This is a genomic window from Salinicoccus kekensis (genome assembly GCF_900220995.1).
GTDB lineage: Bacteria > Bacillota > Bacilli > Staphylococcales > Salinicoccaceae > Lacicoccus > Lacicoccus kekensis.
Map to the genome: position 1 here is coordinate 357,771 of NZ_OBQF01000001.1, position 19,932 is coordinate 377,702.

Annotated in this window: 24 protein-coding genes and 1 pseudogene; 19 read left to right on the forward strand and 6 right to left on the reverse strand. The window is 41.4% G+C overall.

Annotated features, from left to right (window positions below):
- Window positions 1-88: 88 nt before the first annotated feature.
- Window positions 89-1,279: an MFS transporter gene (locus CRN96_RS01685; RefSeq protein ID WP_097038491.1), complete on the reverse strand. Its 1,191-nt coding sequence runs from the start codon at window positions 1,277-1,279 to the stop codon at window positions 89-91.
- A 306-nt stretch (window positions 1,280-1,585) separates the two neighbouring features.
- On the opposite strand from CRN96_RS01685, the gene CRN96_RS01690 reads away from it, so the two are divergent.
- The 3 genes from CRN96_RS01690 to CRN96_RS01700 all read left to right on the forward strand — a co-directional run bounded on the left by CRN96_RS01690 (window position 1,586) and on the right by CRN96_RS01700 (window position 3,176).
- A complete protein-coding gene (locus tag CRN96_RS01690) occupies window positions 1,586-2,428 on the forward strand; it encodes a YitT family protein (protein ID WP_425442505.1) in 843 nt (280 codons plus the stop codon).
- 99 nt (window positions 2,429-2,527) lie between these two features.
- Complete coding sequence (locus CRN96_RS01695; protein ID WP_097038494.1) at window positions 2,528-2,716, forward strand: hypothetical protein; 189 nt, start codon at window positions 2,528-2,530, stop codon at window positions 2,714-2,716.
- A gap of 25 nt (window positions 2,717-2,741) precedes the next feature.
- On the forward strand, window positions 2,742-3,176 hold the full coding sequence (locus CRN96_RS01700) for an Hsp20/alpha crystallin family protein (RefSeq protein WP_097038496.1): 435 nt from the start codon (window positions 2,742-2,744) through the stop codon (window positions 3,174-3,176).
- Between the two features lie 53 nt (window positions 3,177-3,229).
- Here CRN96_RS01700 and CRN96_RS01705 read toward each other — a convergent pair whose 3' ends face one another.
- Window positions 3,230-4,135, reverse strand: a complete 906-nt coding sequence (locus CRN96_RS01705; protein ID WP_097038498.1) for a DUF5996 family protein — start codon at window positions 4,133-4,135, stop codon at window positions 3,230-3,232.
- 240 nt (window positions 4,136-4,375) lie between these two features.
- Here CRN96_RS01705 and CRN96_RS13350 point away from each other — a divergent pair.
- From CRN96_RS13350 to CRN96_RS01740, 8 genes and pseudogenes are all read left to right on the forward strand, one after another.
- Window positions 4,376-4,609: pseudogene (locus CRN96_RS13350) on the forward strand (prepilin peptidase); the annotation flags it as partial.
- Between the two features lie 42 nt (window positions 4,610-4,651).
- Window positions 4,652-5,092: a prepilin peptidase gene (locus tag CRN96_RS13355; protein ID WP_245844545.1), complete on the forward strand. Its 441-nt coding sequence runs from the start codon at window positions 4,652-4,654 to the stop codon at window positions 5,090-5,092.
- Window positions 5,089-5,772, forward strand: coding sequence for a RadC family protein (gene radC, locus CRN96_RS01715; protein ID WP_097038502.1), 684 nt, complete (start codon window positions 5,089-5,091; stop codon window positions 5,770-5,772). Before CRN96_RS13355 ends, radC begins: the two co-directional genes overlap by 4 nt.
- A gap of 11 nt (window positions 5,773-5,783) precedes the next feature.
- Window positions 5,784-6,146, forward strand: coding sequence for a hypothetical protein (locus CRN96_RS01720; protein ID WP_097038504.1), 363 nt, complete (start codon window positions 5,784-5,786; stop codon window positions 6,144-6,146).
- 286 nt (window positions 6,147-6,432) lie between these two features.
- The gene (locus tag CRN96_RS01725; protein WP_143544271.1) at window positions 6,433-6,927 is read left to right on the forward strand and encodes a CarD family transcriptional regulator; all 495 of its coding nucleotides are present in this window, start codon (window positions 6,433-6,435) and stop codon (window positions 6,925-6,927) included.
- 525 nt (window positions 6,928-7,452) lie between these two features.
- Window positions 7,453-8,769 (forward strand): amidohydrolase, encoded by a 1,317-nt coding sequence (locus tag CRN96_RS01730; RefSeq protein WP_097038508.1) that lies wholly within the window; start codon window positions 7,453-7,455, stop codon window positions 8,767-8,769.
- Complete coding sequence (locus tag CRN96_RS01735) at window positions 8,744-9,940, forward strand: RtcB family protein (protein WP_097038510.1); 1,197 nt, start codon at window positions 8,744-8,746, stop codon at window positions 9,938-9,940. Before CRN96_RS01730 ends, CRN96_RS01735 begins: the two co-directional genes overlap by 26 nt.
- Window positions 9,941-10,078: 138 nt before the next feature.
- A complete protein-coding gene (locus CRN96_RS01740) occupies window positions 10,079-10,315 on the forward strand; it encodes an AbrB/MazE/SpoVT family DNA-binding domain-containing protein (protein WP_097038512.1) in 237 nt (78 codons plus the stop codon).
- A 60-nt stretch (window positions 10,316-10,375) separates the two neighbouring features.
- Here the strand turns inward: CRN96_RS01740 and CRN96_RS01745 are convergent, their stop codons facing one another.
- Complete coding sequence (locus CRN96_RS01745; RefSeq protein WP_097038514.1) at window positions 10,376-10,876, reverse strand: kinase; 501 nt, start codon at window positions 10,874-10,876, stop codon at window positions 10,376-10,378.
- Window positions 10,877-11,125: 249 nt separating this feature from the next.
- On the opposite strand from CRN96_RS01745, the gene CRN96_RS01750 reads away from it, so the two are divergent.
- The 8 genes from CRN96_RS01750 to CRN96_RS01780 all read left to right on the forward strand — a co-directional run bounded on the left by CRN96_RS01750 (window position 11,126) and on the right by CRN96_RS01780 (window position 17,806).
- A complete protein-coding gene (locus CRN96_RS01750; RefSeq protein ID WP_097038516.1) occupies window positions 11,126-11,620 on the forward strand; it encodes a GNAT family N-acetyltransferase in 495 nt (164 codons plus the stop codon).
- 33 nt (window positions 11,621-11,653) lie between these two features.
- Complete coding sequence (locus CRN96_RS01755) at window positions 11,654-12,160, forward strand: GNAT family N-acetyltransferase (protein ID WP_097038518.1); 507 nt, start codon at window positions 11,654-11,656, stop codon at window positions 12,158-12,160.
- Between the two features lie 92 nt (window positions 12,161-12,252).
- Entirely contained in the window at window positions 12,253-13,455 is a 1,203-nt protein-coding gene (locus CRN96_RS01760) for a hypothetical protein (protein ID WP_097038520.1), read from the forward strand.
- Between the two features lie 528 nt (window positions 13,456-13,983).
- Window positions 13,984-14,232, forward strand: a complete 249-nt coding sequence (locus CRN96_RS01765) for a hypothetical protein (protein WP_097038522.1) — start codon at window positions 13,984-13,986, stop codon at window positions 14,230-14,232.
- A gap of 490 nt (window positions 14,233-14,722) precedes the next feature.
- The gene (locus CRN96_RS01770; protein WP_097038524.1) at window positions 14,723-15,382 is read left to right on the forward strand and encodes a hypothetical protein; all 660 of its coding nucleotides are present in this window, start codon (window positions 14,723-14,725) and stop codon (window positions 15,380-15,382) included.
- Window positions 15,383-15,460: 78 nt separating this feature from the next.
- On the forward strand, window positions 15,461-15,622 hold the full coding sequence (locus tag CRN96_RS13210; RefSeq protein ID WP_179647068.1) for a hypothetical protein: 162 nt from the start codon (window positions 15,461-15,463) through the stop codon (window positions 15,620-15,622).
- Between the two features lie 636 nt (window positions 15,623-16,258).
- The gene (locus tag CRN96_RS01775; RefSeq protein WP_097038526.1) at window positions 16,259-17,008 is read left to right on the forward strand and encodes a hypothetical protein; all 750 of its coding nucleotides are present in this window, start codon (window positions 16,259-16,261) and stop codon (window positions 17,006-17,008) included.
- Between the two features lie 66 nt (window positions 17,009-17,074).
- Window positions 17,075-17,806, forward strand: coding sequence for an alpha/beta fold hydrolase (locus tag CRN96_RS01780; RefSeq protein ID WP_097038529.1), 732 nt, complete (start codon window positions 17,075-17,077; stop codon window positions 17,804-17,806).
- Between the two features lie 93 nt (window positions 17,807-17,899).
- Here CRN96_RS01780 and CRN96_RS01785 read toward each other — a convergent pair whose 3' ends face one another.
- The 3 genes from CRN96_RS01785 to CRN96_RS01795 form a co-directional block, all read right to left on the reverse strand.
- Complete coding sequence (locus CRN96_RS01785) at window positions 17,900-18,721, reverse strand: YihY/virulence factor BrkB family protein (RefSeq protein ID WP_097038530.1); 822 nt, start codon at window positions 18,719-18,721, stop codon at window positions 17,900-17,902.
- Between the two features lie 125 nt (window positions 18,722-18,846).
- Window positions 18,847-19,497: an HAD family hydrolase gene (locus tag CRN96_RS01790; protein ID WP_097038532.1), complete on the reverse strand. Its 651-nt coding sequence runs from the start codon at window positions 19,495-19,497 to the stop codon at window positions 18,847-18,849.
- A 46-nt stretch (window positions 19,498-19,543) separates the two neighbouring features.
- Complete coding sequence (locus tag CRN96_RS01795) at window positions 19,544-19,762, reverse strand: hypothetical protein (RefSeq protein ID WP_097038534.1); 219 nt, start codon at window positions 19,760-19,762, stop codon at window positions 19,544-19,546.
- Window positions 19,763-19,932: the final 170 nt, after the last annotated feature.

Consider the following 19,932-nt stretch of genomic DNA (forward strand, 5'->3'; position numbering starts at 1 on the left):
TATAAAAGGGAAAGGGTGATTTGTCAAAGGAGCTGACTGAAAAAAAAGCAGCACTCATATGAGCGCTGCATATTTTGATCAATCAACTTTAAGCATGCATCCTTTTTGCCCGTATATAAAGCAGTATGTAGATGATCATCGCCATAAGTACGGAACCAGCGGAAGCGGCATAAATAGACGCATAGCCGAACATGAATGCCATCTGGCCGAACAGTATCGCGCCAAGGCCGATGCCGAGGTCGAAGAATGAGAAGAAGGTGGCATTCGCCATGCCGCGCCTGTTGGCAGGTGCATTTTCAACAGACCAGGCCTGGAGGGCTGGCTGGACGCTGCCGAAACCGAGGCCGTAAAGGGAAGCTGCGATCAATAAGACGGTGGTGTTCGGCAGCCATGCGAGCAGCAGCATTGCGATGAAGATCAAAAAAGCCCCCGGCATGAAAACATATAAGTGACCTTTCCTGTCATATATCCTCCCCGCAAACGTCCTTGAAATCATCAGGAACGCCGCATACAGCAGGAAATACAGCTCAATGCCCTGGATGCCCCGTTCTATCGCAAAAATCGGAAGGAACGTCGCAATGCCGCCGAAAGTCGCCGTGATGAAAAACAGAAGGATGGACGGCTTTATGGCCGACCTCTCGAAAATATCGAACCTGACCTTTGCCGCCTTCGTTTCGGATGTCTCCACTTTCTTATAGCGGATTCTCGACGCAAAAAGCAGCGCCATCAATCCGCATGCTGCACATATCAAAAACAGCTGGGGAAATGATATCACTCCGACAAGCGTCAGGCCGAGTGTTGGTCCAAGCGCAAGTGCCAGGTTGCCTGAGAGGCCGAAATATCCTAGACCTTCACCGCGCCGTTTCGGTGGGATGATATCCGTTGCGATCGTGCCACCTGCAGTGGTCGAAAATCCCCATCCCATACCCTGGACGATCCTTAAAATGAATAAGAACAATATGCTTGAGATGAAGCTGTAGCTCGCGATCGACAGGACGAAGACGACAAGGCCGGTCATATAGACGAACTTCCGTCCCTTTGATTCCAGAGCGTGCCCCGCATACGGCCTGAGCAGAAGCGCCGAAAAAGTGAATATGCCGACGATCAGCCCGACGAGCTGATCATTCCCTCCGAGCTCTTTTAAAAAGAGGGGGAGGGTCGGCAAAGTCATCTGGAAACCGAAGAACACAAAAAAGTTGGCCAGGCAGACGAAGACGAAATCCCGGGTCCAGATCCTGTCTTCCGCGGGCCCGCTTTGTCTGTGCGGCTGAGCATTCATGAAGAGACCCCTTTTCTTTTGAAGTTTAATTCCATTATACATATAAATTTCAACGCGTACCATAATTACGCCGGATTTCGAAGGATTTTAGTACGAAATAATGTTTTATCGGTCCGGATTTTCCAATTGTGACAGAAAAAAAGCATTTAAATTATTTAATAATTAGGAACATTAATGAAAGTATTGTATTCAGTGAGCCTTATACATTATTATTAGTCGGCGGTATTCAGTACGGCGCATATGAGGAGGTTCATTATGAGAAATAATAGAAAAAATAAAAAACTTAATTTTGAAAAGATAAAATTGATGCGGACACCAAAAATCACTCTGGAGACTCTGGTGAATATACTCTCCGTCATAGCGGGGGCATTCATATTTTCAGTGGGTATAAACGTCTTCATGATTGCAGGAAATTTAGGTGAGGGCGGTGTCACAGGACTTTCCATCATCTTCTTTTATGCATTCGACATACCACTGGCAGTTTCAACACTGATCTTAAATGGCATATTGCTGATCATCGGATTCAGATTCCTGTCGAAAAGGGCGATGTACTACACGATTTTTGCGGTCATCATGATGTCGTTTTTCCTCGGGGTGACCGGTTCATGGTCAATCGAGAATGATGAGATTATGCTCAATGTATTATTCGGCGGTCTTCTGATCGGGCTCGGCAACGGGCTTGTCATCAGGATCGGCGCGACCACCGCAGGTTCTGCAATCATCGGGCGGATCGCCAATAAATATCTGGACATCAAAATCGCAAACGCCATACTCGCAGTCGATATGCTCGTCATCCTGCTCAGCCTGACGGTGCTTTCAGTCCAGCAGGTGCTGCTTACGGTCGTTGCGATGTTCACGGCAGTCAAAGTGATGGACTTCGTCATCGAGGGTTTGAACCCGAAGAAGGCGATCACGATCGTATCATCAAAGCCGGAAGCGCTCGGAACTTTGATCAACAGCGAAATCGGCCGGGGTGTGACGATGGTGAATGGCAAGGGCTTTTATTCCAAGGAAGAGACGGACATACTCTATGTCGTCATCAATAAGTCGAGGCTGGTCAGGTTGAAGCGGCTCATCAAGAAATATGATGAAGATGCATTTGTCGTGGTGAACGATGTGAACAGCGTGCTCGGCAGTTCATTCGTATAAAAAAATTTAAAAAATCAAAAGCGTTTTTATTGACCTATTTTGACCAATGTGATATAAAATAATTGTAAAAAGATATCATAATGTTTGGGAGGGGTTGGTATGGCATTGGAAAACATGTATATCAATGAAAAAGGTACACCTCTGAAGCATTTGGAGCAACGTGGGGAAAGCTGCAGGAGTGAAGTACTCTCCGGCGGCGCTTTTATTGAAGCTGAGGGGTTCCGCAGTTGGGAAGAGTATTTGGATTCAATCGATTTAGTAAGGCAAATTAGCAGGAAAACCAGTTAATTTCTATACTAAGGGGTGATTTGTTATGGCTTATGATATGAAACCATTCAACAGAGATTACTTTGATATGAGTCCAAGTGAAATGTTCAGGGATTTCGGCAGACAGTTCTTCAGTAACTTCCCGGAAACGAAGAGTGTCAGAACCGACATCAAGGAAATGGAAGACCGCTATGAATTGAATGCAGAGCTTCCGGGCTTTACGAAAGATGCGATTGATGTATCCTATGAAAACGGCCTGCTTACAATCAAAGCGGAAAACAATATGATGAACGAAGCGAAAGATAATGAAGGCAGAGTCATCCAGAAGGAGAGATCCTTCAGCAACGTGAAGCGGATGTATTCAATCAGCAACGTCGATGAAGACAACATCGATGCCTCCTTCAAGGACGGTGTACTGTCACTCTCACTGCCGAAGCTCGAGAAGAACAAGCGGAAGTCAATCGAGATAAAAGAAGGATAGAAATAAGAAAGAGACCTTTTTGAAAAAGGTCTCTTTTTTTGATTTAGAAAGCATCAATTTCCGGTGTGATCATCCATCTTCAAATCCTTATAGTTATATTCAAGATCTGGCGAACCGAGATACGCGGCGGCCTCCTTGAATGAGGCGTGGAAGAAATCGAGGACCATTTCGGCATCCGCTTCGCCGACACCGGTTTTGATCTCCATTATATATTCAGCCATCCTTTTGTTGAAATAAGCACCTGAAGGGAAATCCCCCGTCACATCCAGTTCTTCTCCATTAACGAAAGGGTAGGGCAGGACAAAGAATGTTGGATTATCAAAGTCATGATCCCCAAGCCAGAAGCCGAATTCGATCATATGCTCATCGAACGCTGCCCGCTCGATCACCTTCGAATCATCCGGAAATGGCCGGTATTCGTTATAGACGAGAATGCATGATACATCAAAAGTCCCCCAGAACAAGCCGGGATGGACTTTCCTGTTCCTGAGCGGCGCGATGAATTTCATTTCCGTATCTTTTGCGAACTGGAACCATTTAAGCACCTCAATGGCGGTTTCGCGGTCATAGTGATGGTGCTCCGTATCCGACTCGAACGGGATGGCGGCCATCATCTCCTGCGGTCTTGTATTGATGGAGATATCCAATCCCAGGTCCTGGGTTACAGTGACGAGTTCATAATAGTAGTCCCGGATGGATTTGCCAGCGGTCATTTGGATGTTGTTTTCATTGTCGATTGTTCTGATGGTGATGATATGATCTGCGAGGTTCGCTTCAATTTCAAAATGAATATCATTGCAATTCAGACTGCCTGTGGAAAAACCACGGGTCGTAATCTCCAAAATAACGTGTTCCCATTGCGGCTCCTGCGGTGCACATTCCAATTTAATCTTTCCGAGTATCTGAGAAATCAGATGCATGGTAAGTATTTCCTTCTCATGATTTTTATAAAAGCCCATAAACATCACCTCTTGATTACAATTATATACATTTTTTAAATTTGTACTAATTATTTGGATTTCGAGATAATCGAAAACTACAGAAATTGAAAAACTGCGTGCAGATATTAAAAAACTGTCGACTTTTGAATCAAAAATCCGATTTCTGCATAAAAAATTGTACAGAAATTGAATTGTTGCGATTTTACAACAATTCAACGTGAAAGTATGATGTTTTTAGTCGCTTAAGGAGGGGATGATATGGCTGCATTGATTGTACTGGGCGGTGTTTGCGCATCATTTGTATATGCCTTGACATCCGCCCGGAATATCTCATTCTTATACAGGAGAAGCTGTTGTGACAGTTGCAGGAAACCACTGAAGTGGTATGAGCTGATACCAATATTGAGCTTCGTTTTTCTAAAGGGCAAGTGCCGCGGATGCAGGGAAAAGATTCCGATATCCAACTTCATCGTAGAGCTTACGATGATCACTCTTTTTATCATGCCGATATTTTTTCAACTGGGCTTAAACGATTTGACACTCTATTACCTGATCATTATATTCCTGATCCCGCTCTCCATTTTCGATTTTGAAACATTCACCATCCCGAATCATATAAATCTAATATTTTTGTTCACGGGCCTGTATTTGACCAACCTGCAGTATGTGGAACCGTTGGGTGACTTCTCGGCAATCCTGGTCCTGCATTTATTTTATTACTTGTTCTACGGCAGTGTGGGCTATGGCGATATAAAGCTGTTCAGTGTGCTCACTTTGATCACACCTTTGAACTTTTTCCTTTATATCCTGATATTCACATATTTGATCGGCGGCTTGTTCGTCGTGCTGATCAATCTGTATAAAAGCAACAGAGTCGATAAAGTGCCCCTGGTGCCTTTCATCACCAATGGCATTTTGATCGTGTTTTATATGTATGAAGACATCCATCTAATATACGCCGGAGGATTTTTATGACATTGATGATCAAAGAAATGCATTCATCCGATAAACCGAGGGAAAGGCTGCTGCTCTACGGGGCAGATAAATTGAACAACCAGGAATTGCTCGCAATCCTGATTAATACAGGCAGCCGGGAGGGATCCAGCCTGACCCTTGCCAATAACATCATTAAAGATTTTAAGACGATCAGGGATCTGAGGGATATCACTTATCAGGAGCTGACAAACATCAAAGGGATCGGGCAGGCTAAAGCCGTCACGATACTTGCGATGGTTGAACTGGCGATACGCATGCATACACATTCGCTTGAAGAGGAAGTCTACATCAAGAGTCCTGAAGATGTATCGATGCTGCTGATGGAAAAGATGAGGTACTACCACCAGGAACATTTCGTAGTGCTCTACTTGTCCACCAAAAACATGGTCATCCATCAGGACACATTATTCAAGGGTTCATTGAATACGTCCATAGTACATCCAAGGGAGATATTCAAAGAAGCGGTCAAAAGGAGTGCTGCGGCCATCATCTGTGTACACAATCATCCGAGCGGTGACCCGACACCTTCGCATGAGGACATCGAAGTGACAAAACGGCTCAAGGAATGTGGAGAATTGATCGGCATCGACTTTTTGGATCACATCATAATTGGGTCGGGCAGATATTTAAGTTTAAAAGAAATGAATTATATAGATTAAGGAGCAGAGATATGGGACTGGATATGTATTTATATTTGGAGGATAAAGAAACATCGGAAATCATAGAATACAGTTATTACAGGAAATTCAACGCCCTGCAGGGGTATTTTGTAAAGAATTTTGATATCCCGAACTGCGGAAGGATCGGTTTGAACCATGAGACGATAGACGATGTCTATCAGCTTTTGAACGAGGTGAGGTACGACAGGGAAAAAGCCGGCGTGCTGCTGCCGACCTTCCCGGGACCGTTCTTCGGTTCCTATGATTACGACAGGATTTATCATGGCTATATCGATCAGGCGGCGGCTGATTTCTATCATGCCAAGTTCCTGGACTTCAACAAGTACAACCTTTTCTACACTTCTAACTGGTGAGGAAATTTCTTTAAAATGAAAAGCAGTTGAATGCCATAAAGCAGACGAAGAAGGATCTTTCAAAAGATCCTTCTTTAAATCTGCCTCCTTGGAACAGAGGAGTAATAAGCAATTAATCCTACACTTGAAATGTGAATTTTCCACTGTACTTATTCTTACATGTCACTCTTCAAATAAATATCATAAAAGTATTGACATGAATTATTTTTGCATGTTAATATAGAGAATTTGATTAAAATAGATTTGGGTGTTATACTTATAAGTGTGAGAATATGGAGGCGATACTTTGTATCTAGTAGGAGACAACATTTTTTATCCAATGCATGGTGCAGGCAGGATCGACGCGATCGAAGAAAAAGAAGTCTCGGGAGAGAAGCGGCAGTATTATATCATCCACATGATTGATGATAATATGAAAGTGATGATTCCAAAGGAGAAAGTTTCCAAGTCGAACATCCGGCCTGTTACGGACATAGATACGGTGAAGGAAATCATAATGATGATTGAAACCGAGGAGTCGGATAAAGATCTTCCATGGAAGCAGAGATTGAAAGCCAACGAGGACAGGATTAAATCAGGCAGCTTGAAAGCATGTGTCGAAGTGGTTCATGCTCTAATGCATATGCAAAAAGAAGAGAAGCTGAATTCAAGTGAAAAAAGACTGTTGAAGCAGGCTCAAAAGTTCTTGATGAGTGAATTGAAACTGGTTGAAGGCATGGACAAGGATAAGAAGGATCAATTCATCTCCAGATTGACAGAGGACCGTAAAGCCATTTCTTAAATATGCACTTTGCATTTATAAGGACCTTTTCCTCATAAATTGTTGCACAATATTACAATCATATTACAAATCAAGAAAATAGGTTTTATCCCTTGAAATGAGAATCAGATTAAAATATAATGAAGATAACATAACAAGGACGTCAACGAATCATTCCTATATAAATATTCGTTTCATCGACGCCTTCCGATAGAGGACACTGCTTTGTCCTCTAGATATCATATATTATATTATTTATCTGTGAAAGAGACTGGATATCCAGTCTCTTTTTTTGTGCATTAAATCAATGCCAGGAATCATGAAAGTTTCGACGTTTTTGGGAGGATCATGATTCCCGGCTCATCTATAATTTCTTATATCCATGCCGCACCGGTCTTAAACATATATAATAAAATCTATATAGAGCTGGATGAAAATTGGACAGACTTCCCGCTTGCCGATCCGGCAATGCCGGGATTTTTTCATTTATAGTATAATGGTCATAAATGCAATATTATAATTCGTTGGATTGGGAGGGGAAGTCTCATGTCAACTGAAGAATCAGTCATTTTGAAACAGGCTGAAGAATTTGAAGAGTATGTAGTCGGTATCCAGGAGGACCTACATATGCATCCGGAAGTGAGCGGTGAAGAAACAAGGACGATCACAAAAATCATCAGTGAACTGGAAGGGATGGACCTCGGATATGAAGTGGTCCCGAACGGCGGCATCATTTCAATCATTGAAGGTGGTTCTCACGGAAAAACACTTGTACTCCGGGCCGATATCGATGCACTGCCCATGAAGGAGGACGATACTAACCTGAAGACAGAGAAAAAGATCGTTTCCAAATATGATGATGCAGCACACATGTGCGGACATGACGGTCATACCGCGATGCTGCTCGGTGCTGCAAAGATACTCGTAAGGCAGAAGGAGAGCCTCAAAGGCAGGATCATACTCGCCTTCGAACAGGGTGAAGAGGACGGCCGCGGCATCGTCGGCATACTGCGCCGGATTCTTGAAATCGGTGCGGACGGCGTGTGGGGCATCCACTTGAAAGCGGATATGCCTTCAGGCAGCATTTCGGTGGACCCTGGGCCGAGGATGGCCGGTGCTTTCATGTTCGATGTCAAAATCATCGGCAACGGGGGTCACGGGGCGAGGCCGGATCTTGCCAGCACACCGCTTGATGTCTTCACGGACTTTTATAACAATCTGAAATCGATGCGTATGAATTCCCTGGACCCGTTCAAGGCCATCACATTCTCCATCGGCAGCGTGAACGGCGGGTCGAATCATAACGTCATACCCGACAGCCTGAACTTTAAAGGCACCTTCAGGTATCTGCATCATGATCAGGGCAAAAGGGGCGAACTTGAATTCAGGGAGCGGCTTGATAAGATTGCGGCGCTGCATCACTGTTCGTATGAATATATACGGGAACCGAATGCGATCGATCTATCCGTCTACAATAATGAGGACTGTGCTGAAATCGCCCGCAAAGCGGTGGAGCGGTCACTTGGGAAAGAGGTGCTCTACAATTATCCGGCATGGATGGCTTCGGAGCCATTCGCCTTTTACCAGAAGTACCTCCCGGGAATTTTTGCCTTCATCGGTATTGAAAATGCGGAAAAAGGGACGGGCGCCGGACACCATCATCCGAAGTTCGAGATCGATACCGACGTTTTGAAGCTCGGTGTCGCGGCAACCGTCCAGTATGCGCTGGACTTTCTAACGTCGGATGAAGACATCGCCTTCGAACCTGAAAGCAAGGCACTTGAGTCACTCGCAAAAGAGGCGGGAATCCGGGTATTTCCGAGAGAGGGGGAAGATCATGGAGATTCATGGCAGGAACGGTAGTGCGAAGGCATTCATTGAAACGATTGAAGAGAACACTGTCGAGCAGATCAAAAAGATGCTGGACAGTGATATTACGGAAAACGCGAAAGTGCGGATCATGCCGGATGTACACTACGGTAAAGGATCGACGATCGGCACGACGATCCGGCTTCCGGAATCCGAGGAGGACTGGAAAGTGTCGCCGAATGTCGTCGGGGTCGATATCGGCTGCGGCATGATGTCCTATAAGCTCGCGGATTTCAATGTCCCGCTGGATAAGTTCGACAAACTTGTAGGGAGCAAAGTGCCGAGCGGCAAAGGCGTCCATACCGAGCCCAATTCCGATCCGGCTGAGTGGACGAAAAACCTTACAATGCCTTTATCAGATAAGGAGAAGGAGTACATCAGCCGGTCACTCGGCACACTCGGCGGCGGCAACCATTTCATCGAGCTTGCCGTAGATGAAAACAGCGATCACTGGCTCACCGTCCATTCCGGTTCCAGGAAGCTCGGTCATATGATTGCGACATATCATCAAAAAGTTGCAGATTTCACTCGGAACAACCCGGAAAATGAAGAGTTGCTTCATTCTTTAAAGGAAAAGGGACATCATGAGGAAATCCATAAACTCTTAAATCCCGGCAAGAAGAAGCGCAAGCGGGTGGATGACCTTGCGTATCTCGAAGGTGATCTCCTTGCCGACTATATCAATGATATGGCGATCGCCCAGCAGTTTGCGCATGCGAACCGCAAGGCCATGCTGGATGCGATGATCGAAGCTGCAGGGCTCGAGCCTGTGGATGCATTCGATTCCATCCATAATTTCATAGATATCGAGAATGGCATTATCCGCAAAGGGGCGACGAGCGCCCGGGAAGGCGAGCGTCTGATCATCCCGCTCAATATGAGGGATGGATCGCTGATCTGCGCGGGTAAAGGAAACCCCGATTGGAACTTCTCCGCACCCCACGGGGCGGGCAGGGTGATGAGCCGTACACAGGCCGGTAAAACCATCGACGTCGAAGCCTTCATGGATTCCATGCAGGGCGTCTACTCCTCATCGGTCGGCAGTAAGACTGTGGATGAATCACCTTTCGTATACAAAGCGGCAGAGGACATCATTTCCCGTATCGGGGATACGGTCGAAATCCAGCACTGGATCAAACCGGTTTATAATTTTAAAGCGAAGTAGGCGTTTCGCGGAATAGATTACATTTATCGTGATCACTCCTGAATATCAAATGTATGCCGGTTTGAATAATAATAAAAAACAATAATTTGGTATATCCTTATATATACATGGATATACTTTTATGAGGAGGGGGTCACTTTGAAAATTTTAGATACTAGAAAAGTCCGTAAAGTAGGAAATGGCAGCGTAGTTACTTTACCAGTTCATTTACTGGATAAACTTAACATTGAAAATGACGAGGATATAGTATTCGTAGAACACGATAATAAAGTTTATATACAATCTGCAGTATCTAAGGAAGAGAAATTTGATTCTAAGATGGATCAGATTACAAAAGAGTATGATGATGTATTCAAAAAATTAGTGGATAGATGAAATATTTATGAAACTATGATTATGTGCCGACTAAAATTATTTTTTGTATAAATATAGAAGTTAATCATCCTCTATATCTTTTAATATAGAATTGATTGTTTCTGTAACACTATAATCGGATGTAATGACTTTCTCCTTCTTAAGATTGAGAAAGTCTTTTTCATTCCACCATCTTCTCATTTCCTTCTCGCCAAATTCATGTGAATTGGGTTTTAAATTGTGTCTTCTTACAGTTTCTTCAAACGAAATATCAAAATAGTAGGCAAGGTATCTGTCATCAAAATCATCAATTAATTCGTTGAACATATCACCGTACCATTTTGCTGCAGTGATGCCTTCGACAATGACGAACTTACTTTTCCCATTGCCGTATTCAACAATCTGCTTCATGAGGCCGATCGCCGGATTACCCTCACCATCTCTTACGAACATCATCTCCCTTCGTACAACATCCTGGGACACTAGGAGAGTGCCTCTGCCAAGTGTTTTCTGCAAAGCCTTAGCCACGGTGGTTTTACCCGCTCCCGAATTTCCACGTATGATGATCAGTTTTGATTTCATGAATTCTCCTTAATATAAAAGTTTTTATTAGTATTGAACAATCAAGGTATAGAAAAATTGAGTGATATACTAGCATAAATATGTGGACTAAAAAATATCAATCAGAGAGGGGTGAAAACCAATGACCGGCCACTTTGTTTCCTTTTCGGATCAAACATTTTATACCCCTTCCAAATAGTATTCTAAAAATTCAATAATATTTGCTATAATTGTAGCATAAACTAACTTTCGTTATTAAGGACGGCTTATATGAATATAAGGGCATTGAATGAAGACGATGCAGCTGAGTTCCTGGTGCTCTACAAGAGGCTGGATGATTCGGGCTATATGCTCTATGACCCCGGCGAGCGGCAGACGAGCGTGGAGGACCAGAAAAAAGGCATAGCCAGGTTTAAGAAGGATGATGGGGTTTATTTTCATGTCGCAGAAGTGGATGGCAATCTTGCGGGGTTCATGGCGGCATTCAAGAGCAAGCTCAACCGGAATAAGCATTCGGCCTACCTTGTGCTTGGGGTTGATGAAGATTACAGGGGCAGGGGGATTGCCTCATCATTATTCAATCATGTATTTGAATGGGCTGAAGACCAGGGCATCACAAGGCTTGAGCTCACGGTCATTAAAGATAACGCGCCGGCGTTCAACCTCTATAAAAAGATGGGATTCACCGTTGAAGGTGAGAAGGTGCATTCACTGGTGATCGATGGCAAGCCGGTGAATGAGTATTATATGTATAAATTGATTTAAAAAACGTATATTCAGATTGACGGGGGAATGGAAATGAAGATCAGACAAGCGGTATTGAAAGATGCACCGGGCATCGCAAAAGTCCATGTGGACAGCTGGAGGACGACTTATAAGGAAATCATACCCGGGAGTTATTTGAACGATTTATCTTATGATGAAAGAACCGACCTCTGGAACAGGATCCTTATGGAAGAAAGGAACAATGTCATTGTTGCGGAGGATGAAGCGGGCCGGATCATAGGCTTTGCCTCATGGAATGGCAGGGAGGATTCATGTGACCTCACGGCGATCTACCTGCTGGAGGAGTTCCAGGGCAGGGGGATTGGCAAGAAGATGTTTGAAAAACTGTTCAGGCACTTTAAAGATATGGGCTACGGCAAGATTACTGTCGAAGTGCTCGAAGACAATAAAACCCGCCACTTTTATGAACGCTACGGTGCGGAACTGACCGACACCGTTGAAATCCGGATCGGTGGGGAAATGTTCAATGAACTGATTTATGAGTGGGAGGATGTTGGTGGAGTACTAGAACGGTTATAATCTTTTTAAAAGGATTAGGTATGCATAGTCAGGGGAAAATACAAATAATACTTACTTTTCTCAAAGAACAAATTATTTTATGGAGGTATTTGATGCGGTTAATTTTCTTCTCAATCATATCGTTATTGATTTTATCCAGCTGCCAATCTAATGAAAACCCTGAGGAAACAGCTGATGATGCAGAGGAAACAACAATAGAATCTTCAATTGGAAGTACTAATAATGAGATGCCAGAGGAAACGACCAGCAATGAACAATCTGAGACAAATGAATCATCGGAAGAACCCGCTGAGGAAAATAAGAATAGCGAAAATGAAGAAGAGGAAAAAGAATCCACTGATGAAGCAAATGATAATATGAGCGATGAAAATGCCACTTTGTTTGATATTCATTCCGATGAGGTCCAGCAAGCATTATTTTCCTCAAGCAGTGTTGAAGAAGATAATTTAACATTTTCACAAGATGTCATTACCCAAGGCATGTCCCAAACTGAAGTAGAGGAACGATATGGTACTTATGATTTGATTTACCCTGGACATGGCGGTCCTGTAGTTATCTATGGGAATTTGGGTGTGAATTATTCGGAAACTTTCCCATATGGAACAAACGATGAACAAGCAGATGAAGATATAAATCCTGATGAAAATATTGTGGAAGATGTTAAATTTTATGCCGGTCTGCCATACGATGAAGTTGTGAATGCGCTGGGCGAACCTGATATAGATGTTTACGAAACAGAAGGCGGACCAGTCAGTGGTCTGCAACTTATGGAATATGTGATTGAAGATAAAGAAAACTCTACACTCACAGGTACGTTTTGGTTACACGATAATGAATCCGGCGAAAAAACAGTGGATCTGATGACTATAGACGAGGTTCCGGACGATGCTGAAGAAATCACAGCACAACATCCAGAGGAATCAGAAGGCATTGATGCTGAAGACGAAGAAAGAATTGAATCATTTATAAATGGGTATATCGATGATTTAATGGCATATTATAATGATGGTAATGAAGATATACTGACTCGTACTGGTGAAACATCACCCAATTATGAAAAGATTTCAGCAAACAGAGCTTCTGGGAATTACGATAATCACGAAACTTATGATACAGAGATTATTGACATCACAAATGTTGAAGGGAATGAATATGAAGTTACAGTAAGCAGAGAATATTCACATGTGACTTCAAATGGGAGAAGTGTTACAGAGGTGGAGTATTCAACCGTTGAAACACCACAAGGATTTAAGATTTTTGACTATCAAGAGCTAGACAATGAATCAATTGAATAACACTTTTTATCCCACTGCAAAGTCCATATACCTACAGTAAAATTCACAGATATAAATATTAACACCAGTTTAATGTTTTTTTTACTTCAGTATTTTGATAAAAATACTTAACCGATAAATTAATAGACGATGACAAGGATTAATTGGAGAAAACGAGATTTTAAGGAGCGGGATGATGGACAAAAAAACAAAATATTTAATTTTTATCGTTATCGTCATCGGTCTTGGTTTAGGTTTCCTTGGTTATTTTGGATTTATGGAGTTCATAAAAAACTTTCCCATGAATTGAGTATGCAGTGTCCCCTTCTTTCTACTGGACATTCTGAAGCAAGCATTATAATGATTTAGATTTGATTGTCATTCAAGTGATATGTCAAATGAAGCTGGACTTAAAGCCTACATCATTGAATGCCTTGATAGCACTTAGTCTACTGGCCGGGGTATTTTTAGGTTCCATTTGAAGGAAGAAGGTCTGATTACTCAATAAGGATTGTACTTACTAGATTGCTCTAAAATAGGAGGGACAAAATGTTCAAATATTTATCAGCAATATGTCCATTGCTAATAATAGTTCCTTACTTTGGTTCTGAACCACTGTATCCAATATCAATTTCCTTTTTATTCGCTGTATTAGGTACAATATTCGGTGCAATAAGCATGAAAAAAGAATCAGGTATGCTAGCTAAAATCGCATTTTTTATAAACGCTTTATTTCTTTTGATTGGTATTTTAATGTTCCTTTTTTCTGTATTTTGGATAATAGGCGAGAGTATATAAGTTTACTGAGTATTAATAATTGACTGCAGAGAATATACCATGTTTGACGTTGCTAAAATTATACACTTTATATTTGCTCACTATACATTTGATGAGGAATTTTTTTGAGGAAAATAATTAAACGATAGATTTAAAGATGATTAGTAAGAATTAATAAAAATTAGACAAAACAAAGCTTTAAGGAGTGAAATGATGGATAGGGAAACGAAATATATATTTTTTTCATTATCATCATCGTCCTTGGTTTGAATTTGCTTGGTTATTTTGGATTTATAGAGTTTATAAAAAATTTCCCGATGAATTGATTGGTAAAATTTTTTGGCTCTCTACTAAACAGCCGGGAACGGTCATTATAATGATGTAGGTCCGAAAGACTATACCATTGAATACTACCCAATTTTCTAGCTGTAAATTTTAGCTTTTTCAGTGGATGATATTAAAGAATTTACCCTTTATAGTAAAGCCGAATTCATAAAATGGAGGCGTTTACATGGCGTATATAATTATGCTGGGAGGAATATTTTTAGGTTCCATTGTTTACATGTTCACTTTTATTGTATTGAAAAAGAGCGGCAATCATTATTTGGCACCAGTAATTACTATTCTGTTTTCTGCAATTATTGTTGCGTACGGCTTATTCTTCGTTGGAGGATTTGAAGGCATGGCTTATTTATTTTTAGCGGTGGGGTTTTTGACTGTCAGTATTATAGGCGCAATGTTTTTACCCTTATTAACCCGTCAGAGCAGACCGCAACAACTCAATAAAAGAGATAAAATCAGTCTAGTGGTTTTGCCAGTTATATTTTTTGCCACCATTGGGGTTGCCGTTTGGTCCCAACAGGGATATTGGATTATTGATCAGGCGAATGCTGCTCCTGTGGAAACAGAAGGTTATCAAATCTCTACCATTTCTGAAGGAAGTAAAGCAGTGACTTTACTACTTGGTGAAGAATATCTCGGCACAGAAATTGAAGTTGAAAATGTAAGTGAAATAGGAGCTACAGAAATCACTCTGAATTTTGAAGATGGAGGGCAAGATGACAAAGTTCCTTTTATTCAAATAGGTTTAAGAGAAATAAATGAACCTTTGAAAGTGGAAACAACGGATGGGGAGAGTTTTGAACAAATTAACGGCCGTCCGACAAATTAAAGTTATACAGAATAGAATGAGACCATGTAAATATGAGATGAAATATATATAGTGTCTAAAATGAAAAGGAGGAAAAAAATGAATATTATAGCAAACCGTGATGGGATTGGCGCGTCTAAGTTTGAGCTTTGGTTTTTTAAAGCCTTACATTTAATAATGTTTAAAAAGTCTAAACACCTTAAAAATATAATACACCGGATAGAAAAAGATATACAAGCAATTAAAAACAAGCAGGTTTAATGGGAACGTATTTTCTTTGAAGTCTGCCCGTCCATGAAAGATTTTTTAGAAGATATAGCTTGTTATATATTTTTCTCCAACAAAATCTTATGCTGGTTTTTATTATCATAGTAAATATCCACTATATTAAAATCGTTTTTGATATTTAAAATCAGCACGTTTTTCCATTTATTCATGATTTTAGTCTGTATTGTTTTATAACCTTACTGACGAGTCAATTTTTGTTGCTCCTCCATCAGTGTCTGGGTAATGCCATTCTTTCTATGCTCAGGATGCACGCCGCCAATCCAGCTGTAAAAGAGAGAATCATTCAGTCTGTAGCCTATTTATATGCAATAATTTCACCATGGGCAGAAACAAGAATAATTATCAGATAATTTACACTGAAAAGCCGTGTCGTTAAATGATCGTTGGATTCAAATATTACATTATGTAGATTTTCCAACTGATTATAAATTTCGGTCAATGATACTTCATACAAGACTTCAATTTTTAAATCTATATTATCCTCCATTTGTAAATATTCTGCCTGATACACGTAAAAAAGTGTAATGATGTTGGTGAGGTTCTGGAACGGTTATAGGATTTAAAGCATCAAACATTTTGAAACAATAATGAAAGAAGGGGTGATGAGTCATGAAACAAATATATGCATTTGAAAATAAAAATGACTATGAAAAATATCAAACTATTACACAAGAGTTTAGTGAAAGACTTAAAGAGTACCAGGAAATACTTGAAAATGAATATGAATTGAGAGATTTGCCGAAAGGCATTTTATGGACAAGTGAAGAATTGGCCACTGATACTTTTTCGAATATCCCTATCCCAGCGTACACCAATGAGGATTTAATCTATATGTCACCAGATCCAGAAAGTTGGAGGAGAATTTTTATAGAACAGTTGGATGGGAAAAACCTTCCGCACATACAAAGGTTTTATGAAGAGTACACCGAAGATGAAATGTTCATTATATTAGCCCATGAATTGACACATCATTCTGATCTATTCCTCGATGAATTTGAAGATGAAAGAGGAGAGGGGATATGGTTCGAAGAGGGAATGTGCTTCTATCTGCCCAGAAAAATTATATTAAGTGAGAAGGAACTCAGTGATATAACTAGAGTAGAATCTGAGCTGGTAGAAGTCTTTAAAACCGAGTATGGAAATCATTCTTTGGAGGAATTCGGCCATAGTACATATCAAGGAAGCATCCCAAGCATCATGTTCGATTATTGGCGGAGTTATCTTGCTGTAAAGTATTTGGTGGAAACTATTGCTCACAATGATATAAAAACCGTCTTTAATGAATACCATAAGTGGGATCAAGAAGGCAGAACCATGTCATTATCAGAGTACTTTAATATAGATGATTTATTCAATTAGTAAATAGGGCATTGCTCGATCGAGTATTAACATTATAGAAATTAGAGTTATAAAGGGGTACATTTTATGATTTTACATACAGAGGTGAATGGAAGCGGAGAAGCGCTCGTTTTTCTCCATACTGGTTTACAGACAGGCAAAACTGAACTTGATTTACAAAATGAATACTTTAAACAAAATTATAAGGTAGTTCTACCAGATCTCCGTGGTCACGGTAAATCACCCTCTAATGATTTCTCTAACTATTTTAAAAAAACTGCTGAAGATTTGGTAGAGACTCTGGAAGACTTAAGTATTGAATCCGCCCACATTGCCGGTTGTTCGATTGGTGGACTCGTCGCTTTGGTTTTTGCAAAAAGTTATCCAGGAAGGGTGAAAAGCTTAATTCTATCGGGGATCATTCCAGAAAGACCTGAGAATTGTGAGACACTTGATAAAGAAGAATCGAAGAATATAGCTAAAATAATGGAAAATCAAGAAGCGGTCAGCTATTTTAATCATCTGCATGAAGGTGACTGGAAGAAGCTGTTGAATTCTATGATAAAGGTCGACTGGTATCCGTTCGAAGAGACAGCTGATGTGGCGGCTCTCAGTATGCCGGTCTTATTTATAGTTGGCGAGATGAATGACCATGAAACGATTGGAGCTATCAACTACCCAAAGATGAATGACAACATTCACACTTCAATCATTCCATTTGCTGGTCATACACCGCATCTGGATCAGCCTGAAATTTATAACATAATAGTTGAGAAATTTTTAACTTTGAACGGACAGGGAGAAAAAATAGAGATTTGACTACTCAGGGAGAATGAAGACTAGCAAGATAACAATGTTGCAGTATGGTACAACGTTCGGACAAGCACAGGTCGACTTGCCCTATAACAGTTTCTATCGTTCACTCTTTCTATCGCTTATGATGGCGTTAATCTCACCACCTATTAAAATTATCAGGGAAGTTAAATATAGCCAGATCAGTAAAATAATGATGGTTCCAAGATTTCCGTAAATAATGGAGTAATCAGCGATACTCACATAATATGCGAACCCGAGTGAAGCCAGCTGCCACCCGATCACAGCAAACAATGTGCCGGGGATGATGTCGCGAATACGTAATTTTTTATTTGGCGCAAAATAATACAGACCTGCAACGACGACTACTAATATAATAAAACTGAACGTCCAGCGGAATGTATTCCAATCCTGCAGGAAATTGGGATCGAATCCTAACAGGGAAGAGATGGACAACCCGATCTCTCTTCCAAACACCAGCAATATTAAAGAAATGACCACACTCAGGATCATGCCGATGGCGAGCAGGATGGCAACACTAATCGCCTTAATGAAAGGCCTACTCTCTTCCACCCGGTGCGCCCTGTTCAACGTCCGTACGAGTGCAATGGCACCCATTGCCGACAGCCATATCGTCGCTATCATACTGAGCGACAATAAGTCTCCCCTTGTAACCTCAAGCACCTGATACAAATTGTCTTCGATCAACTGCATTGCTCCCTCTGGGGCGTACGGGCTGATAATATCCAGCACTGTACCGGTTGTGATCGGCAGAAAACGCATCAAGGTGAATATTAGAATCAAAAACGGGAATATCGCAAGCAGCAGATAATAAGAGAGCTGTGCAGCCATATCAAACACTTTATCTTTTTTGGAATTGTAGAACAGCTTTTTGGAAAATTGTTTTACCCAGATTATCATTTAAATCCCCTTCAGTCCTATTCATTTCATAAAACATACAGGATATCCCCGCCGCTGTGGTTATAAATCCTGCTTTAACTTAGGGATTACAGCATATTTGTACATATTCGCTGAATGTCTAACGGTTAAAGAGAGAATTTCCTCATGAAATCATCAATCTCCTCATATACCTCATCAGGTTCGGTGGAAAAGCGGGATGTCTGGACATTCGGCAGCCATTGCACCCCAATCGTCCATACACCGGCATTCATGCCGGCCCCGATGTCTGCATCACTGTCCCCAAGAAACACCACTTCATCTTTCTCAAGATTCAACTCGTTCAATAATGTGAAGATGCCTTCAGGATCAGGCTTTGGCCTGTCTACATCATCTCCGGAAATTTTACAGTCGAACAAGTCCTCCATACCAATACGTTCCAATGAAATCTCGAGGCTTTTTTTGGATTTTCCGGTGACGATGCCGAGCTTAATACCTTTGTCTTTCAAGCCTGTAATCAGCGTATGCATTTTATCATTTCGTATCACAAAGTCATCATGATTTTCCGTGTAGGTTTTGAAATAAAGACCGATTGCCGCTTCTTTCTCATCACTGGCGAGATGCTCTTCGATGATTGCGGGTTCAGCAGGTCCGAACATTGATTTTATTTCTTCGTCCGTAAAATCCTTCCCGTCGAATTCTTTGAAGACAGTCCGGAACGAGTGGTAGCAGAGCGGCAATGTATCAGCCAATGTACCGTCGAAATCAAAAATGGCGGCTCGTATATTTTGATATTTCATAATTGACCCCTTCCGAAAATATTTTAATGGAAACTGCTCGTATCAATCAGGTAAGGGTGATTTTCCTTTTCGTAATGTATGTGATGATCAGTGCAAGCACGGGAATCAGAGGCAGAAATGCAGCGCCGCTGATGAAGTAGACGACCGGTATGAAAAACGCGGTCATCCCCAAAAAGAAAAATAACTGTGATTGCTTCTGCAAGCCGTAAAAGAAGAGGATGACGCCCTCAACCAGTAATATTATCAGTATTATAGTAACCAACATTATAATGTCACATCCATCTTTTTAAAGTGTTGAGCTGACTTCTTCTGCAAACCTCACTCAACGTAGTTTATCCGCTGTAACAGCCAAGGTAGTATCAACTTCATTATCCCTTCCCGCATCCTCGTTGACAAGGCTTTTATCAGCCGACCGGTCGTTATCAGTATTTATTT

What these genes read in the sequence shown, in the direction of transcription:
- CRN96_RS01795 (WP_097038534.1), bottom strand. Translation starts at nt 19,762, where the DNA reads ATGTTGGTTACTATAATACTGATAATATTACTGGTTGAGGGCGTCATC.
- CRN96_RS01760 (WP_097038520.1), top strand. Translation starts at nt 12,253, where the DNA reads ATGCGGTTAATTTTCTTCTCAATCATATCGTTATTGATTTTATCCAGC.
- CRN96_RS01790 (WP_097038532.1), bottom strand. Translation starts at nt 19,497, where the DNA reads ATGAAATATCAAAATATACGAGCCGCCATTTTTGATTTCGACGGTACA.
- CRN96_RS01730 (WP_097038508.1), top strand. Translation starts at nt 7,453, where the DNA reads ATGTCAACTGAAGAATCAGTCATTTTGAAACAGGCTGAAGAATTTGAA.
- CRN96_RS01695 (WP_097038494.1), top strand. Translation starts at nt 2,528, where the DNA reads ATGGCATTGGAAAACATGTATATCAATGAAAAAGGTACACCTCTGAAG.
- CRN96_RS01745 (WP_097038514.1), bottom strand. Translation starts at nt 10,876, where the DNA reads ATGAAATCAAAACTGATCATCATACGTGGAAATTCGGGAGCGGGTAAA.
- CRN96_RS01735 (WP_097038510.1), top strand. Translation starts at nt 8,744, where the DNA reads ATGGAGATTCATGGCAGGAACGGTAGTGCGAAGGCATTCATTGAAACG.
- CRN96_RS01785 (WP_097038530.1), bottom strand. Translation starts at nt 18,721, where the DNA reads ATGATAATCTGGGTAAAACAATTTTCCAAAAAGCTGTTCTACAATTCC.
- CRN96_RS01720 (WP_097038504.1), top strand. Translation starts at nt 5,784, where the DNA reads ATGGGACTGGATATGTATTTATATTTGGAGGATAAAGAAACATCGGAA.
- CRN96_RS01685 (WP_097038491.1), bottom strand. Translation starts at nt 1,279, where the DNA reads ATGAATGCTCAGCCGCACAGACAAAGCGGGCCCGCGGAAGACAGGATC.
- CRN96_RS01750 (WP_097038516.1), top strand. Translation starts at nt 11,126, where the DNA reads ATGAATATAAGGGCATTGAATGAAGACGATGCAGCTGAGTTCCTGGTG.
- CRN96_RS01690 (WP_425442505.1), top strand. Translation starts at nt 1,586, where the DNA reads ATGCGGACACCAAAAATCACTCTGGAGACTCTGGTGAATATACTCTCC.
- CRN96_RS01775 (WP_097038526.1), top strand. Translation starts at nt 16,259, where the DNA reads ATGAAACAAATATATGCATTTGAAAATAAAAATGACTATGAAAAATAT.
- CRN96_RS01770 (WP_097038524.1), top strand. Translation starts at nt 14,723, where the DNA reads ATGGCGTATATAATTATGCTGGGAGGAATATTTTTAGGTTCCATTGTT.
- CRN96_RS13210 (WP_179647068.1), top strand. Translation starts at nt 15,461, where the DNA reads ATGAATATTATAGCAAACCGTGATGGGATTGGCGCGTCTAAGTTTGAG.
- CRN96_RS01765 (WP_097038522.1), top strand. Translation starts at nt 13,984, where the DNA reads ATGTTCAAATATTTATCAGCAATATGTCCATTGCTAATAATAGTTCCT.
- CRN96_RS01705 (WP_097038498.1), bottom strand. Translation starts at nt 4,135, where the DNA reads ATGGGCTTTTATAAAAATCATGAGAAGGAAATACTTACCATGCATCTG.
- CRN96_RS01755 (WP_097038518.1), top strand. Translation starts at nt 11,654, where the DNA reads ATGAAGATCAGACAAGCGGTATTGAAAGATGCACCGGGCATCGCAAAA.
- radC (WP_097038502.1), top strand. Translation starts at nt 5,089, where the DNA reads ATGACATTGATGATCAAAGAAATGCATTCATCCGATAAACCGAGGGAA.
- CRN96_RS01700 (WP_097038496.1), top strand. Translation starts at nt 2,742, where the DNA reads ATGGCTTATGATATGAAACCATTCAACAGAGATTACTTTGATATGAGT.
- CRN96_RS01780 (WP_097038529.1), top strand. Translation starts at nt 17,075, where the DNA reads ATGATTTTACATACAGAGGTGAATGGAAGCGGAGAAGCGCTCGTTTTT.